Origin of the sequence: Streptomyces sp. NBC_01485, from assembly GCF_036227125.1 — a bacterium.
GTDB lineage: Bacteria > Actinomycetota > Actinomycetes > Streptomycetales > Streptomycetaceae > Streptomyces.
This window is the reverse complement of sequence record NZ_CP109435.1, coordinates 1,319,657-1,342,001: the sequence shown is the minus strand read 5'-3', so window position 1 is coordinate 1,342,001 and position 22,345 is coordinate 1,319,657. Positions and strand designations below refer to the sequence as shown.

Here is a 22,345-nt window from a genome sequence, read left to right as displayed (position 1 = left end):
CCGTGTACGCGTTCACGCCGCCCTCCCGAACAGCTCGGTGTACAGGGCGTCCGCGCGGCGCATCGGCCCGTCCGTGGCGTGCTCGCCGGCCACGCACCACGCCGTCCCGCAACCGGGCAGGACCCGGCCGACAGGCTGACGGCCGTGAGCGATCGCGAAGCCGACGGCCCGGCCGGAATGGTTGCGCTGGCCGTGGACGAGGTTCGGTGTCGTGCCCCGCACATGCCCCGCCCAGCGGACGTGGCCGCCCATGGTCGGCCTCACTGCTTGCGCCCACTTCTCCTCAAGCGACGTCCCCGCCGGGCGCACCGCAATGAACGCGGCCTGTCCAACCTCGGCGCGGATCCGACCGACACGCTTCGGATCGACGTGCAGGGTCCGGGCGATGTCCTTGTTGGAACGGCCCTCCCGCAGAAGCTTCACGATCTCGTCGCGGCGGGAGTCAGACGTTCGGCCGCGACCGCCGTCGTGGTGCGCAGGCCTGCGCGCCGCTCCCGAGTCGGCGATGTGCTCGGGCGCTACGCAGCGCGGGAATCCGCAGGACGGGAAGCAGTAGCTGACCGGGTCCACGCCGTGGCGGATGCGGTAGGCGACCCTGTATGCGGTGTGGGTTTCACGGACCCTGCCGCCCCACTGGACTTGTGGTGTGCCCTTGCTGGATCGGCCGCCGGTCCATTCGTAGTGGCCGCCGTCGACGGGGCGGGCGCGCCTCCAGAACAGGTCTTCGACTGACGCGGAGGGCTTGTTTCCTCCGCGAGCCTTGGGCAGACCCAGCTCAGTGCGGGCTGTGGTGACCGAAATGGCGGTGACACCGAGCCGGCGGGCGATGGTGCGGTCTCCGTATCCGGCGGCGAGGAGTTCGGCGACGTCGGCGCGGACGGTCATGCCGCCACCCCCGCCCGCACGGCCAGCAGCGGGAGAGCCGCCGCGGCCTGGAGGGAGATGACGCCGTTGCCGAGCGCCTTCAGCATCGCCCTGCGGGACAGATCCGGCACGGCGGTGACATGGCCTTCGTCGCAGCCCTGCATCCACTCGACGAACGGCACCGCCAGACGGCCGCGTTCGTCGACCGGAGCCGGCGCGGCGCGCCCCATCACCTGCTCCCACTGGTGGATGGCGGCGGCGTACTTGCCCCAAGGTGCTCGATCACATCCGCAATCGACGGCTGATGCCCCCCAGCCCGACGTTTCGCCGGATGCTGGGTCCCGCCGTTCACCGCGAGGTTCGCGGTCGGCGTCGGCAGCAGTGAGGGCGCCGATGGTGGTGCGGAGGTCGAGTCCTCCGTCACCGTGCTGCCCCCCCCGTTGGAGTCCGAGGTGCGCGGGGTCGGCAGGAGTTGCAAGACGATCTGTGACAGCGGGGGCCGCCATCCCTCGCTCGCGCGCCGGCCCGGGGTGCCGGTGTCCGATGCTCGCGGAGTCGGCAGGAGGTTCGGCAGCAGCGAGTCCAGCGACGGCCGCACCGCAGCGTTCGGGGACGGCGACTGGTTGTTCCCGTAGGGCGTCGCCGTGGGCGTGGGCAGCAGCTTCAGCGCCTCGTGCAGGCCGTCCTTGCCGCCCGTCTTCCAGTCCCTGGCCCGTGGCGTGGGCAGCCCACGCCACGGGCCAGGCGAGGATGAAGACACGGCGCCGCTTGTGGCAGGCCCCGACTGCGGACGCGTCCAGACTCGTCCACTCCGCATCGAACCCGAGGCTGGCCAGGTCTGCGAGTACGGCTCCGAGTGCCCGCAGAGGAGGTTCATCTCCGGGGTCTCCCAAACACCACGGGCAGGGTTCCACGTAGCCATCGGCTCGGGAGGAGAGGAGTCCGGGAACATTCTCGATCACCACCAGGGAGGGTTGGAGGATTTGGATGGCGCGGGCGCAGTGGCGCCACACACCGGAGCGGTTGCCTTCGAGGAGTCCGGCGCGCTGGCCGGCGACGGACACGTCCTGGCAGGGGAAGCCCATGGTCAGGACGTCGACGGGCGGAACATCAGCCCAGTCGACGGCGGTGATGTCGCCGAGGTTGGGGACGTTCGGGTAGTGGTGGGCGAGGATGGCGGAGGCCCCGGGGTCGTTGTCGGCGACCCAGGCGAGTTCGCCGCCGAAGGTGTGCTGTACGGCGTCGTCGAGGCCGCCGTAGCCGGTACAGAGGGAGCCGATACGCCGCGTCACTGGGTGCCCCCTGCCGGAGCGTGGATGGTGACGTGCCCGTGCTGGTCGCATCGGTGTACGCCGTCGTGGACGACGACCGGCACGGTGGCGTGGCAGCCGATGCAGTGCCGGAACGCGGTCGCAGGCCAGCCGCCAGCGAGCGCGGGGATCAGGTGGTGGCCGGGGACTTCGACCTCGATCCGGCGCGGGGCACGCGGGCCGCGGTGCTTCGAACGGGTCGGCCAGCTACGGCCGATCATCGTCATGCCGACCCCGAGGCCGAGGAGCATGGTGGCGATGGCGGCGTGGAAGGCGTGGAAAAGGCTCACGACGTCCCCGCCTTCGGGTCGACGTAGCCGGGCTGCCAGCGTTGGGATTGCTCGATCCCGCCGACCGGGAGGAACGTGGCGTCGTCGAGTTCCTTCTGAAGCCGGTCGGCGCGCCGCTTATCCCGCCGCGCCTGCGCCCGTACTTCGGCGATCGCACCGTCGGAGAGCAGGGCTCGGGCCTCGGCCAACTGCTCGCGGGCGGTGGTGAGGTCGTCGGTGAGGCGGGCGTTGACGAGGGTGAGCGCGGTCCGCTCCTCGTCGGCCTCAGCGAACTGGCGGGCCGCAGTCCGCGCGGCAGCCTGGGCCGCGTTCCGGTCCGTCTTGAACTGGTCGCGTTCGCTACGGATCCGCTCGGTCTCGGCGAGCGCGGCGGCGTGACGGGCGCGGGTGACGAACGGGCGCTTCATGCCGCACCGCCGTCACGCTGCTGCGGGATCAGCGGCCACGAACCGTCGATGACGTCCGTCTTGCCCTTGCCCCGTAGATGCGCCTGGAAGTCCGCAGCCCAGGCCGCATGCCACTCGACCTGCGTCTTGTGGAGTTCGTCCAGGCTGAGCGCGGCGAGCTTCGGATACTGCTGGCCCAACCGCCACGCGACCCGGCAGGCGGCCACGGCGTCGGCGTCCGCCGAGTGCGCGCCGTCGAGTTTGACCCCGTAGTGGGCGCAGAGGTGGGTCAGCGTCCGCTTCCCAGGCCGGTAGGTGTCGACGGCCTTGTCGATGACGCGGGGGTCTACGACCCGCAGGTCGCCGCCGACCGTGTCGGACAGGGTCTTGATGCCGTACCTGCGGGCCTCCCGGTCCAACAGGGTCAGGTCGTAGGGGGCGTTCATGATGACGACGGGCGTTCCGGCGAGGACGATCTGCGTCAGTCCGGCCACGATCTGCGCGACGCCCTCGGCGGGGTCCTGGCCTTCCGCCCGAGCGCGCTCGGTGGTGATGCCGTGTACGGCGGTGGCTTGCTCCGGGATGTCGACGCCCGGGTTGATCATCCAGTTCGCGGGTAGCGGCGGCGTGCTACCGCCGACCTCGACGATGCAGGCGGTGACGATGCGGTCCGCCTCGACGTTGACGCCAGTCGACTCCGTATCGAAGCCGGCCAGTCGGCCTGTGTGCCACATGGTGGTTCTCCGTTCGGGTGGTGTGGTGTGCTGAGGACGGCCGCCCCGCCTGATTTCGGCGGGCGGGGCGGCCACTCGTGTGCGGGTTACTTGCTGCCGGGCAGGGCGGCAGCGGGCCAAGTGGCCGGCTCGCGGGGGCCGTCGTCGACGACCTCGGCGGGGTACACGCCCTCGTCGTCCGGACCGTCCTCGTCGGTGCCGTTGACGCGCTTGCTCTCCTCCGCCTTGACCTCGTCCGCGCGCACCTTCAGCGCCGCGATCAGGTCGTCCGTGAGATGCCCGGCCGCGTGCGCGGCCCGGTACACGTCCTGCACGTCGTCGACCGTCAGCGCGGCCGCCGCATCAGCGAGGTAGTCCGGCCGCGGAGCTTCGATCGCGGCGACCGCCCGCGTGCCGGTCGGGTCCAGCGCGACCGCAGTGGGCAGCGGCCCGGTCAGGGCCTGCCGCGTGGTGACACCCCTGATCTCGACGACGACCACCGGGAACTGCTTCGTCAGCCCGCCCGCCACCCGAGTCCGCGGCTCAATCCGCAGGGTCACCGGGACCAGGCCCTTGCCGCCAGTGCCGGACAGCACCATGTCGACGGTGCCCGCGAGTTCGTTCGCCGCATACCAGGAGTGCGTCTCCACCCGCCATACACCGACGTCGGGCATGTCCGGCAGGACGACGTTCAGCCGGGAGGTGGCGGCGCACACCTTGTCTTTCGTGTACAGGTCCTGGCGCAGCAGGTGCCATTCCGGGCCGTGCTCGGCGAGGCACAGGCACGGGTGGCGACTGATCTGCTCGGTCTCGCCGTCGCAGCGGCGGACGCAGCCGCCCTTGTTCCACATCTCGTTGGCCTGCGACAGCGGGTCGCCGGGCGGGAGGATTGCCTCAATCAGTTCGGCCTCAGTGATCACACGGAACTGAGGGGCGCCGTTGCCCTGCGGCTGCCAGCGCTCGACCTTGCCGCCCCAGGCGTCGGCCGCGGCGGTCACGTAGTGCTCGGCGTGGCTGCTGATTACCCACGTCTTCGACTTGACCGGCCGGGGCCGCTTCTTCGGGTCCTGGTTGGGGATGCTGTAGCCGGTGCGCAGGCGGCCCAGTTCGCGGGCTTGCTTCTGCGCGGTGCGGATTCGGGAGCCCATGGTCAGGCCACCTTTCGGTAGTTGCGCCACCGGGCCGGTACGGGCTGGTCCGGGGCGAGGAGGGCCGGGTAGGAGGAAGGCGCGGCGTGGTGCCACAGCGCGTTGGCGAGAGCCCCGCGGAAGGCCTTGTGGGCGTCCCGTCCGGCGGGCATCTCGACGAGGGCGTGGGACTTGGCCCGCAGGTTGAGGACGCCGGCCCGCTGGATTTTCGGCATGGGCTGCTCGGTGTCGTCCGGCAGCAGGACCGTCTCGCAGTAGCGGAGGGCGGCGAGCTGCTGGGTGTTCTCCGGGTAGACCTCTTTGGCGGAGCGGGTGGCCGACGTCTTGAAGTCGATCAGCCACAGTTCAAGCGCGCGGCCCTCACCGGTGGGCAGCCAGATCATGAGGTCTGCGGTGCCCGCGTAGCCGAGGCGCCGGTGCAGGCAGGTGATCTCGGCGGCTTCGACATGCTTGTCGATGTCGACGCCCCAGAAGCCGAGGAACGCCTCCAACTGGTTGAGGTAGGGGCCGACTTCGCGGTCGACTGCGAACGGCGCTCCGAGGAGGCGCTGCTCGGCGGCCCGGTGGATGCGGGTGCCGAGGTCGGATGCCGTGTCGCGGACGTCGATGTGGATCTGCTTGAGTTCCTTGACGAGCGCCGCTCGGTCGGTGATCGCTCGGCGGGCGACCTCCATGCGGTTGTCGAGGATCCACTCGACGGTGAGCTTGACGGCCCACGGGATCAGGGCATGCTTGTGGACGCTGGTGTTCAGGACGTTGGTGACGGAGACCAGGTCGGGCCCGCCGGCGGGGTCTTGGTAGTAGCGGCCGTTGTCGGTGTCGCGGGCGTGCTTCGGGTTGGTCACCGGCTGCGGTCCTTTCGGTGGCAGGTGCAGGGGCAGGGGATCCGGTTGAGTGCGGTGAGTCCGGCGACACACCCGGCGAAGGCGTCGACAGCCCAGGCGGTGATCGGGTTGGGGGTGGGGATGTGGTCGGCGGTCCAGGTCGCGGCGCAGGCGATGCCGAGGACGGCGAGCAGGTACGCCGGGTAGGCGAGACGGCGCATCACCGGGCGGCCACCTCGTCGCGGAGCACGTAGTACCGGCCGTCTGTCGGGCCGCATCCGATGAGGTGTCCGCGCCGCTCCAGTTCGACCAGGTCTCGGCGGGCGGTGCCGCGTTGGACCGGGCCGCCCGATGCTCTGCGGCGGCGGTGGAGGCGGCCAGCAGTCCACTGGCCGGGCTGGGATCGGATTTGGTTGAGGAGCGTGGCGAGGCGTGCTTCACGGCTGGAGATGGTGGTGGTCACGGCGTCACCTCGCCGGTGATGTCGGTCCAGCCGTCCATGTTGTCGGAGTCGAACGGAGACGTGCAGACGTCGCCGTCTTCTGTTTTCCAGCCGAACGCAACCCGGTAGGGGATCCCGTCCGGAGACTCATCGATGTACTTGACGAGGAAGCGGATGGTGGCGGCGTGATGCTCGCGGGCGTAGGTGTGGCCACGCTGGAAGAAGTCCGGGTCGCCCTCGGATGCGGGTCGGTCGGCGGCGTGTTCGAGGATGACTGCGCCAGCCCGGAGGCCCGCGTTGAAGACAGGCCGTCCGACCTTGCGGGCGGCGTGCTCACGGAGGAGTCCGGCACCCTCGGCGAGGCTTTCGGCGCGAACACCTGCGTCGTGTTCGGCGAGGAATGCGCGGGCATCCGCCTCGACCATCGCCGCGTGATCGCGGAGCGCGAGGACAATCAACTCGGTCTGCTCGGCGGCCCTCACGGGGCCACCTCCTCGACGAGGCCCGCCCGCTCGATCACGGCAACCGCTGCAGCCAGGTACTGCGACACGAGGAGCAGAGCGCCCGGCAGGTCCTCGGTCAGTGGCCAGTGCAGGCCACGCGCCCCGGTGACGTGCAGCTCATGCCTGGCAGCGGCACCGGTCAGCCAGTCCAGCTCGCGCCGGGTGAGCGGGCCTCCGAGCCCCTTGCGGATCTCTGCGATCCGCTCGTCCGTCGGCACCGACGCGGGGCACCACGTGGGGTGCGGGATCTCGTCGCAGACGCACGAGCGGACGGCGTAGGTGGTGGCCGTCGGCGAAGTGGTGGCCTTCTCCTCGGCGAGGACTTCCGCGCGGTATGCGTTGACCAGGGCTTCGGCTCGGTCGACGTCTTGCAGGGTGGCGATCCCGCCGTAGCTGTCCTCGGACAGGGCGGCGACGATCTGACGACGGGCGCTCACGCGGCGGTACCGCTTTCGCGCTGCGCCGGGATCTCGCGGGGCTTCAGCACCTCGTTCAGCGCGTCCCGCAACTGCGTCAGCCCGGTCGCGTACAACTCGATCTGGCCGTCGCCCGTGAACTTGTCGAGCATCCGGCCCATGCGCTCGTCGAAGTCGTGCCGGGCATGCGAGTCACGGCCCCGGCACTGCGCAGACTGCGCAAGGGCGTGCATCTCAGCGAGTTCCTCGCCGAAGCCCTCAGGGTCGGAGTCGGCGGCGTTGAACAGGTCGAGGAACACGGCCTTGAGGAACCGGGCCACGCCCAACTCGGCGCCGCCTTCGGTGACGTTGAGGGTGAGAGGGAACGGGCCCTCAATCTGGTACTTCATGCCATGGCCCCTTTCGGGGAGGTGGTGAGGAGGAGAGCGAGAGCAGCCGCATCCCGGTAGAAGTCACGGGCGGCCGTGGGGGCGTTGGAGACGGCCACGACGAGACGGGTGCCGGGCGTCGTAGCCAGCAGCCAGTCAGCGGCGGCCGAGACCAGCACGCAGCGCACAGCAGGACGCGGGTCGAAGTCCTTCAGGTCCGCGTCGACGAGGAGGAAGTACGGCACCGACACGGACGCGTACAAGGCGACCGCGAGAGACGTCATCTGCGCCCACTCGGAAGCAGTCGTCGTATGCATCACGCACCACCGCCGTGAACGCGGGTGACGTGACCGTGCAGTTCTTCCTCGGCCGACCCGTCATCCACGTGCCAGACCGACGTGCGGTAGCCGCACTGGCCGCACTTGCGGGAGACCTCGGCGCTCGGGGTGTGCACCGACCGCCAGTACGAGCCCCCGCCGAACGGGTCCTCCTCCGAGCGGTAGCCGTGACAGTCGGACGCCTCGCACATGTACGGGTCGAAGACCGGGGCGAATGGACGCCACTCGTCGTCCAGCGGGCACCGGCACACGTCTTTCCGTGCGTTCCGGCGAGCCAGCATCCGCGCCTTGACCTGCACCTCGGTCGGCCGCTCCCAGCCGTGCATGCCCTTACCGGGCATCCACCGGCGGCCATGCCCGCCCCGCTCCGTGCCGCACCAACGACAACCGAACGGCGTCGGCGCGGTGCCGTCCGGGTAGCGGATGTGGCCGTGCAGCATGCCCGTGGTCGCGTCGCGGCGGCCGTAGCCGAGCAGGTGCTTCGTCGGGTCGGCAGTCACAGTGCACCGCCCGTCTCGGGCAGGTCGTGACCCACGCGGTAGTCGTGACGCAGGTGGAACTCGTCCTCATCCCGCAGCGACCCCACCGGCATGAACGTCTCCGTCAACCGGTTCACCGGCCGCTCCCCACGAGCCGCAACCTCGGCAGCCATCCGCGCCTTGAACACGCACGACTGACACGGCTCGCCGTACGTGTAACCCGCACCGCACTTCCGGCACGTCTGGATCGCAGCAGGCGTCAACGCCTCCAACTCGGCAACCCGGGCCCGCAGCGTCTCCAGCTCCGACGGCTGCGGCACGGAACCAACCGGCACCGGCACCGCGTCGAGCATCCCCGTCAGGCCATACACGGCCAGCTCACGAATCGACCGCAGCTCCGGACACATGTCCGTGCAGTCCGCCTTCGCGTACAGGCCATGCCCATCCGAGTCCACCGCCCGCTTCCACCACGAACCCGCATCCCGCGTCGTAACCACCAGCGGATCCGACAGCCGGGCGGTCACGCCGCCACCGCCGAGGACTTCGCGTCCGACAGCGTCCACGCGACGACCCGCACGCCGTTGACGTCGTCCCGCACCGCCTCGATGTAAACCGAGCCGTCCTCCCGCTCCGTCATCGACTCGGTCAGCATCTGGTCGTCACGGAACTGCCGCAGACCAGGGACGTCGTGGTGGAAGTAGAAGCGGAGCTCCGGGGAGTTCGGCGTCCACGGGTGCACGTTGACGTCGAAGCTGGACGGCAGCGCCAGAGCCTCGCTCATGATGGTCTCGGCGAGCGACAGGGCAGCCATGTAGCTCTTGCGCTGCGGGGACAGGGCCTCCGACAGGGGCAGCACGGTCGGGGTCTGAGATGATGTGGCCACTTGGGCCTCACTTTCTGGATGGTGAGGAAGCCGAGTCGAGGGTCGCCAGGCCGGTCAAAGCGGGCGGCCCTTCGGCGTGTACTGGGGTGAATCAGGCGGCGGCGCGGGCCGGCCGAGCGGCCGGGCGGCGGTTGCCAGCAGGGCGCGTCATGATGCGGCGGAGTTCCGCGACCAGCTCGGGGCTCGGGTCGGGTGCGGCGTCGACGACCTTGTGGATGTGGGCGACGATCTCCGGGCCGAGGAGCGCGTGGCGCTCTTCGCGGGTCATGCGGCGGCCTCGATGGGCACGCGCTTGATGACGTGGCGCAGGTCGATGTCATATTCCTCGGCGAGGCGCATGGCCGAGTTCAGGTCAGGTTGGGCTTCGCCGCGCAGGATGCGGGATACGGACGATTCAGCGATTCCGGTACGGCGGTGGATCGCTGCGTTGCTGGTGTCGCCGCGGGTCTTGGTGGCTTCGAGGAGCTTGGAGACGTCAAGGCGGAACACGTAGTCACCTCCTTCTCTGGGGGGTTGGCAGGGGTTGTCGCTGGTGGAAGGCGATTCCTTGCTCACGAGGGAGACTCTGCCATGTTCCTTGCTTGCGCGCAAGGGAGGTTATGGAGGCGTTTGGTCTAATGTTCGCTCGAACGTGCGTTCTATTCATGGGTTAAGCTGCGTCAATGCAGGTCACTGGCGTATTTGCGACTCTTGCGGGAGAGGGATTTTCTGGCTACCTCCCTAACTAGGGAGGTAGAGTCACGGGACATGACCGATGCGACCCCCCCACTGCGGCAGCGATTCGGTGCTGTCGTCCTGGCAGCCGCCGAGCGTGCCGGCTATACCGGCCACGGCCGCAATGCCAAGTTCGCGCGAGCCACCGGCATGACCGAGAGCAGCGTTAGTCGCATGTTCAACGGACAGGCCATCCCCGACCCCGGCTTTTTCGAACCCATCGCTGACGCCGCAGGCATCCACCCGACCGTCCTCTTCGTGGAGAGCGGTCTCATGTCACGCGAATCTCTTCAGTCACTGTCCGAAACTGACCGATCGCAGGTAGGGTCAGCACTCACTCCGGAAGAGGCGGCTGACGGCCTCGGCATCCAAGGCGACGTGGATCGCGAGTTCTTCTACGCCACCGTCGAGCGCCTCAAGCGCTACGAAGCCGAGGACGCCGAACGCCGCGCCAGCCGGGGAGGGACAGCAGCTCAGATGTGATGCGGGGGTGTGCATGGATCTCACGGGCGGCATGCGAGCTACAGTCACGGCGGCGGGAACGATATTGCTCGGAGGGCTGTCGACCAGCCTCTACGGCGTCCACCATGATGATCTGGCCCGCTCCGTCGGTGGCGCGTTTCTTGCCGTCACCGCACTCATCTTCATCGCCCTCGCCGTCATCCGCCGATGGATCATCGAAACCGGCCACGAACGCAGCCGCCTCGCCGACAGCGAGCGCAGAGCGCAGGACGAACACGCCAGCTACATCGCCTTGAAGGCGGCCCTGGAGAACGAACAGGGCCGCCTGCGTCAGGACATCAGCGCCGAGCATGCTGCCCTCAACGAGCGGCTCAAGGCTGAACGCCGCAAAATGGAAGCCGACTTCGAGGAGGGGCGCGCCACCCTCATCTCCGAGACGATGGAAGCCACCGTCCGTATGTTCCACAACGGCAAGTTCGCCCCCGACACGGCCGTCGCGGGTCAACTCATCCCGTTCCCCCAGCAGGAGCCTGCCCGTCAACGGGAACGCTCACGGGGGCACGAAGTGGGCGGTCCCTGAATCCCGGTGTCCCCACGAACGACAGCGTGATCCGGCCCGGCTCTAGGCGGCGAACACCCATCCGGCTGGCCCGGTTGATCCGCACCGTCACCACCTTCCTGATCACTTCGCGCTTCTGCTCCAGCGACAGGCCAAGAATCTCCGCCCCGCCATCCGTTTCTGGCCGCCCGTTCCACACCAAGTCCGGGTCATCGGCAGTCAACAGGCGCAGCAACAGCGGCGACACTCCCGTGAAATCTGTGAGCTTCTTCCGCTCCGCATCTAGCAGCGGCCCGATCGCCTGCTCCATGTCCGCCAGTGCCGCAGCCGTCAGCTTGGGCCGGCCGGTTTCCATGTCGAAGGTCTTCGCCAACTGGCGCGCCTCGCACAACTGTTCCTCGTATCCGTTGATGAGCCGCTGCGCTGTGGCTGTCTTCCTCTCCATGTCGCTGCTGTCCGGTACAAGGGCAGCTCGTGAGACGTCCTTGTGGCTGAACCAGGCGAGGACCGCCTCTTCGACGTAGGCGTCCGCCACGTCTTCCCTGATGCCCACATTGCGGGCGTCCTTGCAGCCGAGCACGATGTGGCTGCCGCTCCCGTGCGGGTAGGTGGTGAGGAGAGCGTGGTCTCCGCACGCGCCGCACAGCCCGATGAACGACAGCAGGTGTGCGACCTCCGTGCCGCGCTGCGTCCGGCGGGCGGGGTCGGTGAGCTTGGCTGTGACCCGGTTGAACATGGCCCGTCCATCGGGGGTTTCGAGGCCCTTCAGCGGATCCCAGGAGCCCTTGCGGTATTCACCCAGGTGCAGGCGCTCGCCGAGGTAGCGGCGGTTGAGGAGCACACGGCGCGCAGCGATGCCGCTCCACGGCTTGCCATTAGGTCGCGCGGCTTCGGGCCGGGAGTTCAGCCAACGGACGACGGACAGCATCGAGTCGCCGGCGTCGATGAGCTCCAGTGCTTTGACCACAACGGGGCCCTGGACTGGGTGTTCGTACTGGCGGACGCAGCGCTTGCGGCCACCGACCACCGCGTAGTCACGCAAGTAGCCGTAGGGCAGCTTCCCGTGTGGCAGACCCTCTTCGGCCTGAAGGGTCGCTGTGCGCAGGTTACGGTCGCGGATGCCTTCAGCTTCGTCTTCGGCATCCACGGCGTGCATGGCGGTGGCTTTGCGGTCGTCCCGCCTACTCAAGTCGTAGACCTGGCCGTTGTAGCAGAGCAGGGCGTTGCCAGCGAGGCAGGCGTTCCGCAGCCGGACGTACGCCTCGAGGTCGCGGTAATAGCGGGATGCTTCATAGGCGACCACGATGCGGCGCACGGTCGGCGCCGGCGGTGTGCTCGTGATGGTGGCGAGTAGGTCTTCGAAGTCGTCGCGGGTCTTGCGGCCGTGGCGGCTGGCGGAGATGCCGGTGTCTTTGAACTCGCGGACGATGGGCCAGTTGTGGCGGTCGCAGAGGGTTCGTCCGGTGGCGAGTTGGTCTTCGACGGAGTCGCCGGTCTTCATGACGTCGTCGCTGTTGCGGCCGTAGAGCCATGCGTGGAACGTGACTCCGGGGAAGACCATGTGCAGGTACTCAGGTGCGAACGGCATGGGGCGAGTCTAGTGAAGAGTGTCGTGCCTTAGATGCTTTATGGGATTACACCGACAAATATTCGTGGATTCCGGCCTTCTTTCCCGGGCAGGGCGCGGCGCTGCCCTGGGACGAACAGTTCGCGCCGAAGCCGGCGTACTACGCGATCCGGGAGGCCTTGAGCTGACTGACTAACCGGCTGTTCTGGGTGCGGCCGTGCTGGACCGCACCACCAGTTCCGTGCCCAGTTCCACCCGCGGCGAGTCGGGGCGCTCGCCGCGGGCCAGGCTGAGGACCGTGCGGGCGGCGAGTTTGCCCATGTCGGCGAGGGGCTGGCGGACGGTGGTCAACGGCGGGGCAGACCAGCGGACTTCCGGAAGGTCGTCGAAACCGACCACGCTCATGTCCTCCGGCGCCCGCAGGCCGCGCCGGCGCAGCGCCTCGATCGCGCCGAGCGCCATCTGGTCGCTGGCCGCGAACACGGCGGTCGGCGGTCGCGGCAGGTCGAGGAGGGCGGTGCAGCCGGTGAAGCCCGATTCGGGGCGGAAGTCGCCGGGGACGACGAGGGAGTCGTCGACGGTGAGACCGGCGGCCTCCAGGGCGGCCCGGTAGCCGTCGAAGCGGGCCCGGGAGCACAGCAGCCGGGGCGGGCCGGCGATCAGGCCGATCCTGCGGTGGCCCAGCGACAGCAGGTGCTCGGTGGCCGCCAGGCCGCCGGACCAGTTGGCGGCGCCGATGGTCGGGGTGTCGACGGCCGGGGATCCCATCGGGTCGACGACGACCAGCGGGACGCCCAGGATGCGCAACTGCTCGTGCAGGGTGGGTTCCAGGGCCGACGTGACGAGGATGACGCCGTCGGAGGCCCGGGAGCGCAGGTTGCGCATCCACTCGCGGGCGTCGCCCGAGCGGCCGTGTATCGCCGACACCACCGTGCCCGCCCCGGCCGCGTGGGCGACCTCCTCGACGCCTCGGATGATCTCCACCGCCCAGGGGCTGTCGAGGTCGTTGAAGACCAGGTCGAGCAGGGAGGCGCGGGCGGGGGAGGCGGCGGAGGCGGTGGAGCGGCGCTTGCGGTAGCCGTGCAGCCGCAGCAGGTCCTCGACCCGGGCCCGGGTCGACGGCGAGACGTCGGAGCGGCCGTTGACCACCCGGGACACGGTCGGCACCGACACGCCGGCCTGGCGGGCGATCTCCGTGATCGTGACCCTGCCCCGGGACGCCGGCACCGTATCGTCCGCTGTCACTTCCCCACCTCCGTCGCTTCGCTTCGGGCGCTGCGCCGAAACTTCCAGAAGTCTTCCGGAAAGCGCGGGGCCGTGGGAAGACGTACCGGGGGAGATGCGGGAGGGCGTGCCGTGCGGGAGCCGGGGGACTACGGGGAGTGATCGACCCCGGACACGCGTCGGGGCCGGTTCGCAGGGTGTCTGCGGGCCGGCCCCTCATGTCTCGGACGGCGGTCCCGCGCCGTCCGGGTCGAGCTCAGGCGGCGGTCACGACCCGGTGGGGGGCGATGACCTGGCCGTCGGGCAGGAGCTCACCGGTGTCCTCGAAGAGCAGGACGCCGTTGCACAGCAGGCTCCAGCCCTGTTCCGGATGGTGTGCCACGAGACGGGCGGACTCCCGGTCGGCTGACGTCGCTGTCGGGCACGCTGGCTGGTGCTGGCACATGGATGGGAACTTCCGCTCTGGCGTGATGAGTGAGATGGCTGTGGTGTCTGTCCCGCGGCTTGAAGCGTCGTTCATGGCCGCCCCCCGTTGTGATAAGTCGGTCGGACCCAGTGTTGCCCTACGGAGGTCGATCCGCAGGTATTTGGCGGCACCGCCCCTTACAGGTTGATGACGCATCACCCGCGCGGGCGGTTCATCTCAACCGCACTGTCACTTCGGGTGGTTCCTGGTGGTCGGATAGGGCTAGTCCGGGCGTGACAGCCCGCAGGGGACGCGGCCGGTTCCGGGCCGTGGGAGAGCACCGTACCCCGCCACCGGGGCCGCGGTGACGGGGTACGAGGGTGTGGGGCCGGCCGGTCGGGTCGGTCAGGCCGGTGAGCCGAGCAGCGGGGGCGGGGCCGGTGACACCCGGAGGGTCAGCACCGGGAGCAACTCGGCGACGAGGTGCGGTCGGTGGGCGGCGATGCCGGGCGGCGCGGGGGCCAGCGGAACCAGCAGGTCGGCCGGGTCGGGCACGCCGGTGGTGCCGTCCGAGGCGCTGTCGCCGTGCAGCCAGAGGGTGAGCATGTAGAGCCCGGGGATCGACAGCAGGCGCGCCTGGTACGGCCGGGTGGTCGACTCGGCCTGGCGCAGGGCGTGTTCGGTGGAGGCGATGTAGGGGCCCTCGAAGAAGTGCGAGAACGCCCAGCCGTCCGGGGTGAGCCGGGTCTCGGCCGCGGCCACGGCGCGGTCGCCGCAGCGGATCAGGAAGCGCCAGCCGGCCAGCCGGGTCGCGGCCACGCCTTCGGGGCTGATCCGCTCCAGGACGTGCAGCGGCAGCGGCAGTTCGGGGGTGGGGTCGCCCTGCGCGGTGCGCAGGGAGGGGGTACGAGCCTCGCGGACCGCGGTGGGGGAACCGAGTGCCATGAGGACCGAGCGCAGGGCGGGCGCTGGAGCCGGGGGGACATGCAAAGGCATGGTGGGTCGCCTCTCGTTCGACAGGCACGGTGGCGCGAGGGCATGGGCGGACGGCGCTGTCAGCTAGCTCTCGGAGGTCGGAGAGGCAGGGACCGGGGTCTGGGGGTTCAAGGGGTTGCGGGGGTGCGCGAGCGGCCTGCCGTCACCTCGACGACAGGCTCCTTCGACCGTGGGCGCCAACCTTCTCTGCCTTGTTCGCAGAGTTTATACGAGACGTGTTCGGACTGTGTTTCGTCTAGTCGATTCCGGGTCACTCGGCAAGGGTTCATTCGGTCGGTGATAGGTGTGAAACATCCCGATTCGGAGCGGGCCGCGCCGCGATGACCTCGGGTTGTTCGCGCGGAGTGGTCGGCCCATTCTCGTCGGCGTTTTTCACGAGTTCCGAGTTCGCGAGCGACCTCGTGGAACGAGTTCGCGGAACGAGTTCGCGGAACGACTCCGTGAAAGGGCACCCGGTCGCATGCCCGGCGAATGTGCCAACGGTCACCGCCCGGTGGCTTTCGGTCAGCGTAACGGGTGCACGGCCGACGAGAGACGTTATCGATCGGCCCGGCTGGGCATCATCCCACCTGACCCGGGACAACCGGCGGCCGGGATCGCCGGCCCGCCCATGCGAGGAGGGACGCTTCCATGGGGGAGAAGGTCGTGGCAGGCGCGTTCGACCTGTCCGATCGTCAGCACTACCGCGCCAAGCTGCGGCGGTGCCTGACGGGGCTTGAGCGGCTCCTGGACCAGAAGCGCTTCGACCGCCCCAAGAACCTCATGGGGCTCGAGATCGAGCTGAATCTCGCGGGCGCCGACGGCCTGCCGAAAATGCTGAATGGGCAAGTACTGGAGCGGATCGCGAGCCGAGATTTCCAAACAGAACTCGCCATGTTCAACCTGGAAGTCAACATTGCCCCACACCGATTGGGGGGTCGGGTATTCGACCGGCTCGCGGAGGAACTCCGTACGTCACTGGCATATGCCCACCGAAAGGCGGGCGAGGTCGATGCCGGAATCGTGATGATCGGTATTCTGCCGACTCTCGACCGGGACGACCTGGTCTCGTCCAATCTTTCCGACGTCGACCGCTACACCCTCCTCAACGACCAGATCGTGGCCGCGCGGGGAGAGGACTTCGCGCTCGAGATCGACGGGGTGGAGCGGCTGTCGTGCACCTCGAAGTCGATCGTGCCCGAGGCGGCCTGCACCTCCGTGCAACTGCACCTCCAGGTCACGCCGGGCCGCTTCCCCGCGGTGTGGAACGCGGCGCAGGCGGTCACCGCGGCGCAGATCGCCGTCGGCGCCAACTCGCCGTTCCTGTTCGGTCACGAGCTGTGGCGGGAGTCGCGGCCGCCGCTGTTCCAGCAGGCCACCGACACCCGGCCGCCGGAACTGCAGGCGCAGGGCGTACGGCCGCGGACGTGGTTCGGGGAGCGGTGGATCAGCTCGGCGTACGAGCTGTTCGAGGAGAACCTGCGCTACTTCCCGCCGCTGCTGCCCATCTGCGACGAGGAGGACCCGTTGGAGGTCCTGGAGGCGGGCGGGGTGCCCTCGCTCGCCGAGCTCGTCCTGCACAACGGCACGGTCTACCGCTGGAACCGGCCCGTCTACGGCATCGCCGACGGTGTCCCGCACCTGCGGGTGGAGAACCGTGTGCTGCCCGCCGGGCCGACGGTGACGGACGTGATCGCCAACGCGGCGTTCTACTACGGCGTCGTGCGGGCGCTGGCCGACGAGTCGCGGCCGGTGTGGACGCGGCTGCCGTTCGAGGCGGCGGCCGCCAACTTCGACGCGGCGTGCAGGTACGGGATCGACGCGCGGTTGCAGTGGCCGCGGCGGGGGCGGCTGGGGGGCTTGGTCGAGGTGGACGCGGTGAGTCTCGTACGGGACGAGCTGTTGCCGTTGGCCGCGGCGGGGCTGGACGGGTGGGGGGTGGAGCCGGCCGATCGTGATCTGTATCTGGGGGTCATCGAGGAGCGGTGCCGGCGGCGGGTCAACGGGGCGACGTGGCAGGTGGCGACGTTTCACCGGGCGGTGGAGGCGGGGTTGTCGCGGGAGGCGGCGCTGGCCGCGACCACTCGGCGGTATGCGGAGCTGATGCATGCGGGGGATGCGGTGCATACGTGGCCGGTGGGGGTGCCTGAGGTGGTGCCTTTGGGGTGAGGGGTGATGGGGCGCGGTTCGGTTTGGGGGGCCTTGGGGTGTGGGTGTGTGCGGGTGCGTGGGGGCTGGTCGCGCAGTTCCCCGCGCCCCTGGGTGGGTTGGGGTGTCCGTCGGTTTTGAGTCGGCGGTGGTCCCCGTGCCCTGGGTGGGTTGGGGCGGGGGTTGGGTTTGAGTCGGCGTTGCTCCCGGCGCGTCCGGGTGGGTTGGGGGCGGGTCGGATTTCAGTCGGCGTTGCTCCTGTGCCCTGGGTGGGTTGGGGTGCGGGGCGGTTTGCGGCCTGCATAGTTTCCCGCGGCCCTGAAAGGTCGGCGCTCGTCCCCTGAAGCCTCGGCCCAGCGGAGTCCGGCACCCACACCTGCGCGTCCGGGTCCTCGCCCGTGAGGGCGGGGGTCGCTGCCGCCAGCCCCGTACTGATCGGGCAAGCTGTGACGTCCCATGGCGGTGGTGCCCTCCCTGTCGACCTGTCGTCCTGTGGTCTCGTCGTCCTCCATGGCGGAATTCCGCCGCACGGCAGCCGCGCGGCGGGCGAAGGGGGAGGTACGTCCCGTACGGCGCCCGTCCCCCCGACGGCTTGTCACGCATGATTTTGGCGAGGCAGGGGTGGGGATGCGGCGGGTTTACGCAACTGGAGGCATGTGTGCAGGTGGAGGCGGGGTACGTGGCTGATTCATTTCCGCGGGAACGGCTCTCGCGGCGGATTTTCCGGGACGAGACACTGCTCGTTCTGGGGCTTTCGCTCGGTGCGAGCGGTGTGTCCGCGCTGATCAGTTTTGTCGGATCGGTCACCAAGCCGGGAGGCCTGAAGGACCAGGCGGCGACCCTCAACGCCTCGGCCGCGCCCGGCCGTCCGTGGCTCGATCTCGCCTGGCAGCTCTTCGGGATCACCGCGGCCCTCGTCCCGGTCGCCCTCGTCGCGCACTTCCTGCTGCGCGAGGGACAGGGCCTGCGGACGCTGGGCTTCGACCGCACCCGGCCCTGGCCTGACCTCGGCCGCGGCGCGGCGATCGCGGCGGTGATCGGCAGCACCGGCATCGCCTTCTACCTGGCGGCCCGAGGCCTCGGCTTCAACCTCACGGTGGTGCCGGAGGCGCTGCCCGACGTGTGCTGGAAGTACCCGGTGCTGGTCATGTCCGCGCTGCAGAACGCGATCCTCGAAGAGGTCATCGTCGTCGGCTATCTGCTGCGCCGGCTCGGCCAGTTGGGCTGGACGCCGGGCACCGCGCTGGTCGCCAGTTCGGTGCTGCGCGGCTCGTACCACCTCTACCAGGGCGTCGGCGGCTTCATCGGCAACATGGTGATGGGCGTGGTGTTCGTCTACCTCTACCGGCGCTGGGGCCGGGTGGGCCCCCTGGTGGTGGCGCACTCCCTGCTCGACATCGGGGCCTTCGTGGGATACGCGCTGCTGGCGGGGAAGGTGGGGTGGCTGCCGACGGCGTGAGCCGCCCCAGCCACCCCACCTTCGCCGGTGCGCGTACCTGCCGGTGCGCGTGGCCAGGCATTGGCTAGGCGAGCAGCTCGCCCTCGATGACGGTGACCGCGCGGCCGGTCAGCAGGGTGCGGTCGCCGCGCAGTTCGGTGCGGACGCGGCCGGCGCGCGGTGAGGCCTGCAGGCCGGTCAGGGTGGTGCGGCCGAGACGCTCGGACCAGTAGGGCGCCAGGGCGGTGTGGGCGCTGCCCGTCACCGGGTCCTCGTCGATGCCGACGTTCGGGAAGAAGCAGCGGGAGACGAAGTCGTGGCCCAGGTCCGGGTTCTCGGCGCGGGCGGTGGCGATGACGCCGCGGCGGGAGTAGGCGCCCAGGGCCCTGTGGTCCGGCCGCAGGGCGTGGACGGTCCGCTCGTCGGCGAGCTCGACCAGCAGGTCGCCGACGTGCGGGCCGGTGTCGAAGCAGCCGAGCGGCTCGGCGCCCAGGGCCTCGGCGACCCCGGCCGGGATCTCGACCCTGGTCAGCGGGGCGGTCGGGAAGTCCAGGGTGATCGAGCCGTCTTCGGCGGGCGTCGCGACGAGGACACCGCTGCGGGTGGCGAAACGCACCGGGCCCTCGTGGGCGCCCGTGGTGTGCAGGACGTGGGCCGTGGCGAGCGTGGCGTGGCCGCACATGTCGACCTCGGCGACCGGCGTGAACCAGCGCAGCGCCCAGTCCGCCGTGCCGCCTTCGGGGAGCGGGTGGGCGAACGCCGTCTCGGCGTGGTTGACCTCCAGGGCGACGTTCTGGAGCCGGCCGTCGTCCGGGAAGGCGTCCAGGAGCAGGACCCCGGCCGGGTTGCCGGCGAACGGGCGGTCGGTGAAGGCGTCGACGATTCGAATGCGCATGCCGGTGACGGTAGGGGGTGGGCGGAGTCGTCGGCCAAGGCCGATCCGGGAGTCCTGGCCCCGTTTCCGCCGGGCCGCACCACGGTGGGCGGGCCAGGCCGGTGAGGGCGGGCCGAACCGTGGTGGGCGGGCTGGACCACGGTGGGCGGCCCGCTCGCAGCGCGCCCGAAGCGCAACCCTGGGATCCTGATCCCAGGAGGGAGCGCTACCCATGACCTGACGACCAGGGGCGGTGAGCGCCATGCCCGACCTTGAGGAGAACGGCTCGCAGCCGACGGCGGCAGCGCCGGCCGCGTACGCCGATCCCCAGGGCGATCCGTTTCTGCGCACCCGGTTCGCCGTACCGGCCCGACCGGTGACCTTCCTGCGCCGTGAGCGGCTGGTCAGGCACCTCGACCAGGCGCTGCGCACGCCGCTGACCATGGTCAACGGCTCGGCGGGCGCGGGCAAGACGCTGCTGGTCGCCGACTGGGCCGCAGGACGCGAGGGGCCCGTCGCCTGGCTCACCACCGACGCGGCGGGCCAGGGCCCCGGCATGCTGTGGGCGTACCTGCTCCAGGCCCTGCGTGCCGCCGGGGTGTCCCTGCCCGCGGAGATCGGCTGCCCCGCGGACGCGAGCCGTGTGCCTCCGACGCTGCTGGCGCGGCTCGCCGCCGCGCTGTGCGCCCGGGACCGGCCCGTGACCGTGGTGCTCGACGAGTACGACCGGGTGACCGACCCGGCGATCGCGGAGCAACTGGAGTTCGTCCTGCACCACGCCGGTGCGGGCCTGCGCCTGATCCTCGTCAGCCGTACCGAACCGCTGCTGCCGCTGCACCGGTACCGGGCGGCCGGCGACCTCACGGAGATCCGGGCCGCGGAACTGGCCTTCACCTGCGAGGAAGCGGCCGAGCTGCTGGACCTGCACGGCCTGCGGCTCCCGGCGCACGCGACGCGGGGGCTCGTGGAACGCACCCGGGGCTGGGCCGCCGGCCTGCGGCTGTGCGCCCTCGCCGCGCGGGAGAGCCCGGATCCGGAGACGTACCTGAAGGAGTTCGAGGCCGACCGCACCACGGTCGCCGACTTCCTGCTCGCGGAGGTGCTCAGGCGGCAGCCTCCCGAGACGCAGGACGTCCTGCTGCGGGTCAGTGTCCTCGACCGGTTCTGCCCCGGGCTGGTGGACGCGCTCACCGGGCGCGCCGACGCCGGGCCCATTCTGGCCGGACTGCACCGCGACAACGCGTTCGTCGAGCACCTCGAGCAGGACTGGTACCGCCTCCACCCGCTGTTCGGCGAGATCCTCCGGGCCCTTCTGCGGGTGCGCACGCCGGGCCTGGAACCCGAACTGAACCGGCGGGCCGCGCAGTGGCTGCGGGGCTCCGGATCCCTCACGGAGACGCTGGGGCACGGGGCCGCCGCCGGTGACTGGGAGTTCACGGCCGACGCCCTGGTCGACGACCTCGCCATCGGCTGGCTCTTCACCGGCCTGCGCTCCGACGAACTCGCCGACCTCTTCTCCCGGATGGGTCCGGAGGCCACGAGCCCCGCCACGGACCTCGTCCGCGCCGCCCGCGAGCTGTCCCGGCACGACCTCGACCGCGGCCTGACCCATCTGCGCCACGCGGAGCAGAGCCTGACGGCAGAGCTGGGCCTGACGGCCGAACCGGGTCTGTCGGCGGGCGAAGTGGCTTTCACGGCAGGGGAGTTGGCTTTGACCGCGGAGGGCGAGGCGGCCGGTCGTGTGGCGGCCCGGTTGAGCTGTGCGCTGCTGGAGGCGCTGGCCGGTCGGCTGACCGGTGCGCCCGGCCGGGCGGAGCTGGCCGCGGCGGCGGCCGAGACGCTGTACGGCCAGGTTCCCGCCATGCTGCTGGAGCGGCATCCCGAACTCACCGCCCTCCTGATGGCCCACCTGGGCTCGGCGCGGCTGTGGGCCGGGCGGTTCGACGAGGCGAGTGCCGCCCTGTCGAGGGTGGCGAAGGCCTCGGCGGGAGCGTCGACGGCGCTCGCCCGCGAGGACTCGCTCGGCCGGCTGGCGCTGATCGACCATCTGAACGGCTGGCCCGGCCGCGCGGAGCGCAAGGCGCGGGCCGCGCTGACCGAGACGGAGCGCTACGGCCTGGCCCAGCCCTCCGGTTCCGGTATGGCACGGCTGGTGCTGGCCGCCGTCGCCGTGGACCGCGACGAGCTGGGCCGGGCGCAGGTCCTCCTCGACGAGGCGGTCAGGTCGCACCCCGCGCTGCGGGACCCGGTCATGGAGGCGGGCCGCGCCATCGCCACCGCCCGCCTGTGTCTGGCCCGCGGCGACCCGCACGCCGCGCTCGCCGCGGCGGAACGGGCCGTCCGCGCCGCCGTGGTCTCCCCCTGGGCGGAGGGGCAGACGGCGCTCGTCGTCTCCGCCGCGCATCTGGCCGAGGGCCGACCGGAGAGCGCCGTCGAGGCGCTTCGGGCGCTGCCCGGCGAGCAGCCGGAGTACGCGGTGGCGGCGGCGCGGGCCCAGCTCGCCGCAGGCAGGCCCGGGGCGGCGGTCGACCTGCTCGACGGCGTGCGCGCCGAGGGCCGCGCCGGACCCGCCGTGACCGTCCGGGCCACGCTGGTGCGCGCGCAGGCGGCGGAGGAGACGGGGGACACGGCCGGCTCGCGTCGGCTCGTCGCCCTGGCGCTGCGCGAGGCACGGCGCGACGGGCTGCGCCGCCCCTTCCTCGAAGCCGGACCGTGGATCCGCCCCTTCCTGGGCACGGCGTCGCCCCGGCGAGAGCCGGCCGCGGACTGGCTCACCCCCGCTGCGCCGCCGTCCGACGGACCGCCGCCCCCGGTCGTCGAGGAGCTGAGCGGACGCGAACGCGATGTGGTGCGCAGGCTGGCCCTGATGATGTCGACGGAGGAGATCGCCGCCGATCTGTACCTGTCGGTGAACACGGTCAAGACCCACCTCAAGGGCGCCTACCGGAAACTGGCCGTCAACCGCCGCAACGACGCGGTGCGCCGCGCCCGCGAGCTGAAACTGCTGTGACCGG

28 protein-coding genes and 1 pseudogene are annotated in these 22,345 nt (G+C 70.6%); 6 read left to right on the top strand and 23 right to left on the bottom strand.

Annotation, left to right across the window (positions count from 1 at the left end):
- Positions 1-12: 12 nt before the first annotated feature.
- The 18 genes from OG352_RS06025 to OG352_RS05940 all read right to left on the bottom strand — a co-directional run bounded on the left by OG352_RS06025 (position 13) and on the right by OG352_RS05940 (position 9,519).
- On the bottom strand, positions 13-885 hold the full coding sequence (locus tag OG352_RS06025) for a hypothetical protein (protein ID WP_329215107.1): 873 nt from the start codon (positions 883-885) through the stop codon (positions 13-15).
- On the bottom strand, positions 882-2,156 hold the full coding sequence (locus OG352_RS06020) for a DNA cytosine methyltransferase (protein ID WP_329215105.1): 1,275 nt from the start codon (positions 2,154-2,156) through the stop codon (positions 882-884). Before OG352_RS06020 ends, OG352_RS06025 begins: the two co-directional genes overlap by 4 nt.
- Positions 2,153-2,464 (bottom strand): hypothetical protein, encoded by a 312-nt coding sequence (locus OG352_RS06015; RefSeq protein ID WP_329215103.1) that lies wholly within the window; start codon positions 2,462-2,464, stop codon positions 2,153-2,155. The genes OG352_RS06020 and OG352_RS06015 overlap by 4 nt, the downstream gene beginning before the upstream one ends.
- Positions 2,461-2,871 (bottom strand): hypothetical protein, encoded by a 411-nt coding sequence (locus tag OG352_RS06010; RefSeq protein ID WP_329215101.1) that lies wholly within the window; start codon positions 2,869-2,871, stop codon positions 2,461-2,463. Before OG352_RS06010 ends, OG352_RS06015 begins: the two co-directional genes overlap by 4 nt.
- The gene (locus OG352_RS06005; protein WP_329215099.1) at positions 2,868-3,584 is read right to left on the bottom strand and encodes a 3'-5' exonuclease; all 717 of its coding nucleotides are present in this window, start codon (positions 3,582-3,584) and stop codon (positions 2,868-2,870) included. Before OG352_RS06005 ends, OG352_RS06010 begins: the two co-directional genes overlap by 4 nt.
- Before the next feature lie 86 nt (positions 3,585-3,670).
- Entirely contained in the window at positions 3,671-4,711 is a 1,041-nt protein-coding gene (locus tag OG352_RS06000) for a recombination directionality factor (RefSeq protein ID WP_329215097.1), read from the bottom strand.
- A 2-nt stretch (positions 4,712-4,713) separates the two neighbouring features.
- Positions 4,714-5,556, bottom strand: a complete 843-nt coding sequence (locus tag OG352_RS05995; protein ID WP_329215096.1) for a hypothetical protein — start codon at positions 5,554-5,556, stop codon at positions 4,714-4,716.
- On the bottom strand, positions 5,553-5,759 hold the full coding sequence (locus OG352_RS05990) for a hypothetical protein (protein WP_329215095.1): 207 nt from the start codon (positions 5,757-5,759) through the stop codon (positions 5,553-5,555). The genes OG352_RS05995 and OG352_RS05990 overlap by 4 nt, the downstream gene beginning before the upstream one ends.
- Entirely contained in the window at positions 5,756-5,998 is a 243-nt protein-coding gene (locus OG352_RS05985) for a hypothetical protein (RefSeq protein ID WP_329215093.1), read from the bottom strand. Before OG352_RS05985 ends, OG352_RS05990 begins: the two co-directional genes overlap by 4 nt.
- Positions 5,995-6,459, bottom strand: a complete 465-nt coding sequence (locus tag OG352_RS05980) for a hypothetical protein (protein ID WP_329215091.1) — start codon at positions 6,457-6,459, stop codon at positions 5,995-5,997. Before OG352_RS05980 ends, OG352_RS05985 begins: the two co-directional genes overlap by 4 nt.
- On the bottom strand, positions 6,456-6,917 hold the full coding sequence (locus tag OG352_RS05975) for a hypothetical protein (RefSeq protein ID WP_329215089.1): 462 nt from the start codon (positions 6,915-6,917) through the stop codon (positions 6,456-6,458). Before OG352_RS05975 ends, OG352_RS05980 begins: the two co-directional genes overlap by 4 nt.
- Positions 6,914-7,285 (bottom strand): hypothetical protein, encoded by a 372-nt coding sequence (locus tag OG352_RS05970; protein ID WP_329215087.1) that lies wholly within the window; start codon positions 7,283-7,285, stop codon positions 6,914-6,916. The genes OG352_RS05975 and OG352_RS05970 overlap by 4 nt, the downstream gene beginning before the upstream one ends.
- Entirely contained in the window at positions 7,282-7,581 is a 300-nt protein-coding gene (locus OG352_RS05965) for a hypothetical protein (protein WP_329215085.1), read from the bottom strand. Before OG352_RS05965 ends, OG352_RS05970 begins: the two co-directional genes overlap by 4 nt.
- Positions 7,581-8,102, bottom strand: coding sequence for a hypothetical protein (locus OG352_RS05960; protein ID WP_329215083.1), 522 nt, complete (start codon positions 8,100-8,102; stop codon positions 7,581-7,583). The genes OG352_RS05965 and OG352_RS05960 overlap by 1 nt, the downstream gene beginning before the upstream one ends.
- Positions 8,099-8,605, bottom strand: coding sequence for a hypothetical protein (locus OG352_RS05955; RefSeq protein WP_329215081.1), 507 nt, complete (start codon positions 8,603-8,605; stop codon positions 8,099-8,101). The genes OG352_RS05960 and OG352_RS05955 overlap by 4 nt, the downstream gene beginning before the upstream one ends.
- Positions 8,602-8,964, bottom strand: a complete 363-nt coding sequence (locus tag OG352_RS05950) for a hypothetical protein (RefSeq protein ID WP_329215079.1) — start codon at positions 8,962-8,964, stop codon at positions 8,602-8,604. The genes OG352_RS05955 and OG352_RS05950 overlap by 4 nt, the downstream gene beginning before the upstream one ends.
- A gap of 91 nt (positions 8,965-9,055) precedes the next feature.
- Positions 9,056-9,232 carry a hypothetical protein gene (locus OG352_RS05945; RefSeq protein ID WP_329215077.1) on the bottom strand — a complete coding sequence of 59 codons (177 nt, stop codon included), beginning with the start codon at positions 9,230-9,232 and terminating at the stop codon, positions 9,056-9,058.
- Positions 9,229-9,519 carry a helix-turn-helix domain-containing protein gene (locus tag OG352_RS05940; RefSeq protein WP_329215075.1) on the bottom strand — a complete coding sequence of 97 codons (291 nt, stop codon included), beginning with the start codon at positions 9,517-9,519 and terminating at the stop codon, positions 9,229-9,231. Before OG352_RS05940 ends, OG352_RS05945 begins: the two co-directional genes overlap by 4 nt.
- Before the next feature lie 192 nt (positions 9,520-9,711).
- Between OG352_RS05940 and OG352_RS05935 the strand changes: the two genes are divergently transcribed.
- Complete coding sequence (locus OG352_RS05935; RefSeq protein WP_329215073.1) at positions 9,712-10,161, top strand: helix-turn-helix domain-containing protein; 450 nt, start codon at positions 9,712-9,714, stop codon at positions 10,159-10,161.
- Between the two features lie 13 nt (positions 10,162-10,174).
- Positions 10,175-10,720 carry a hypothetical protein gene (locus OG352_RS05930; RefSeq protein WP_329215071.1) on the top strand — a complete coding sequence of 182 codons (546 nt, stop codon included), beginning with the start codon at positions 10,175-10,177 and terminating at the stop codon, positions 10,718-10,720.
- Here the strand turns inward: OG352_RS05930 and OG352_RS05925 are convergent.
- Complete coding sequence (locus tag OG352_RS05925; protein WP_329215069.1) at positions 10,647-12,287, bottom strand: recombinase family protein; 1,641 nt, start codon at positions 12,285-12,287, stop codon at positions 10,647-10,649. The two genes, OG352_RS05930 and OG352_RS05925, sit on opposite strands and share 74 nt — an antisense overlap.
- Before the next feature lie 38 nt (positions 12,288-12,325).
- Between OG352_RS05925 and OG352_RS05920 the strand changes: the two are divergent.
- Positions 12,326-12,454, top strand: a pseudogene (locus OG352_RS05920) (endo-1,4-beta-xylanase); the annotation flags it as partial.
- A 4-nt stretch (positions 12,455-12,458) separates the two neighbouring features.
- On the opposite strand, the gene OG352_RS05915 reads toward OG352_RS05920, so the two are convergent.
- From OG352_RS05915 to OG352_RS05905, 3 genes are all read right to left on the bottom strand, one after another.
- Positions 12,459-13,511 carry a LacI family DNA-binding transcriptional regulator gene (locus tag OG352_RS05915; RefSeq protein WP_329215067.1) on the bottom strand — a complete coding sequence of 351 codons (1,053 nt, stop codon included), beginning with the start codon at positions 13,509-13,511 and terminating at the stop codon, positions 12,459-12,461.
- Between the two features lie 235 nt (positions 13,512-13,746).
- Positions 13,747-13,935: a DUF5999 family protein gene (locus OG352_RS05910; protein WP_329215065.1), complete on the bottom strand. Its 189-nt coding sequence runs from the start codon at positions 13,933-13,935 to the stop codon at positions 13,747-13,749.
- Positions 13,936-14,301: 366 nt separating this feature from the next.
- A complete protein-coding gene (locus OG352_RS05905; protein ID WP_329215063.1) occupies positions 14,302-14,892 on the bottom strand; it encodes a hypothetical protein in 591 nt (196 codons plus the stop codon).
- A 630-nt stretch (positions 14,893-15,522) separates the two neighbouring features.
- On the opposite strand from OG352_RS05905, the gene OG352_RS05900 reads away from it, so the two are divergent.
- Positions 15,523-17,040: a glutamate--cysteine ligase gene (locus tag OG352_RS05900; RefSeq protein ID WP_329215061.1), complete on the top strand. Its 1,518-nt coding sequence runs from the start codon at positions 15,523-15,525 to the stop codon at positions 17,038-17,040.
- Positions 17,041-17,677: 637 nt separating this feature from the next.
- On the top strand, positions 17,678-18,478 hold the full coding sequence (locus OG352_RS05895; protein WP_329215059.1) for a CPBP family intramembrane glutamic endopeptidase: 801 nt from the start codon (positions 17,678-17,680) through the stop codon (positions 18,476-18,478).
- Between the two features lie 64 nt (positions 18,479-18,542).
- Here OG352_RS05895 and OG352_RS05890 read toward each other — a convergent pair whose 3' ends face one another.
- On the bottom strand, positions 18,543-19,352 hold the full coding sequence (locus tag OG352_RS05890; protein ID WP_329215057.1) for a PhzF family phenazine biosynthesis protein: 810 nt from the start codon (positions 19,350-19,352) through the stop codon (positions 18,543-18,545).
- 241 nt (positions 19,353-19,593) lie between these two features.
- Here OG352_RS05890 and OG352_RS05885 point away from each other — a divergent pair, with 241 nt between their 5' ends.
- Positions 19,594-22,341 (top strand): LuxR C-terminal-related transcriptional regulator, encoded by a 2,748-nt coding sequence (locus OG352_RS05885; protein WP_329215056.1) that lies wholly within the window; start codon positions 19,594-19,596, stop codon positions 22,339-22,341.
- Positions 22,342-22,345: the final 4 nt, after the last annotated feature.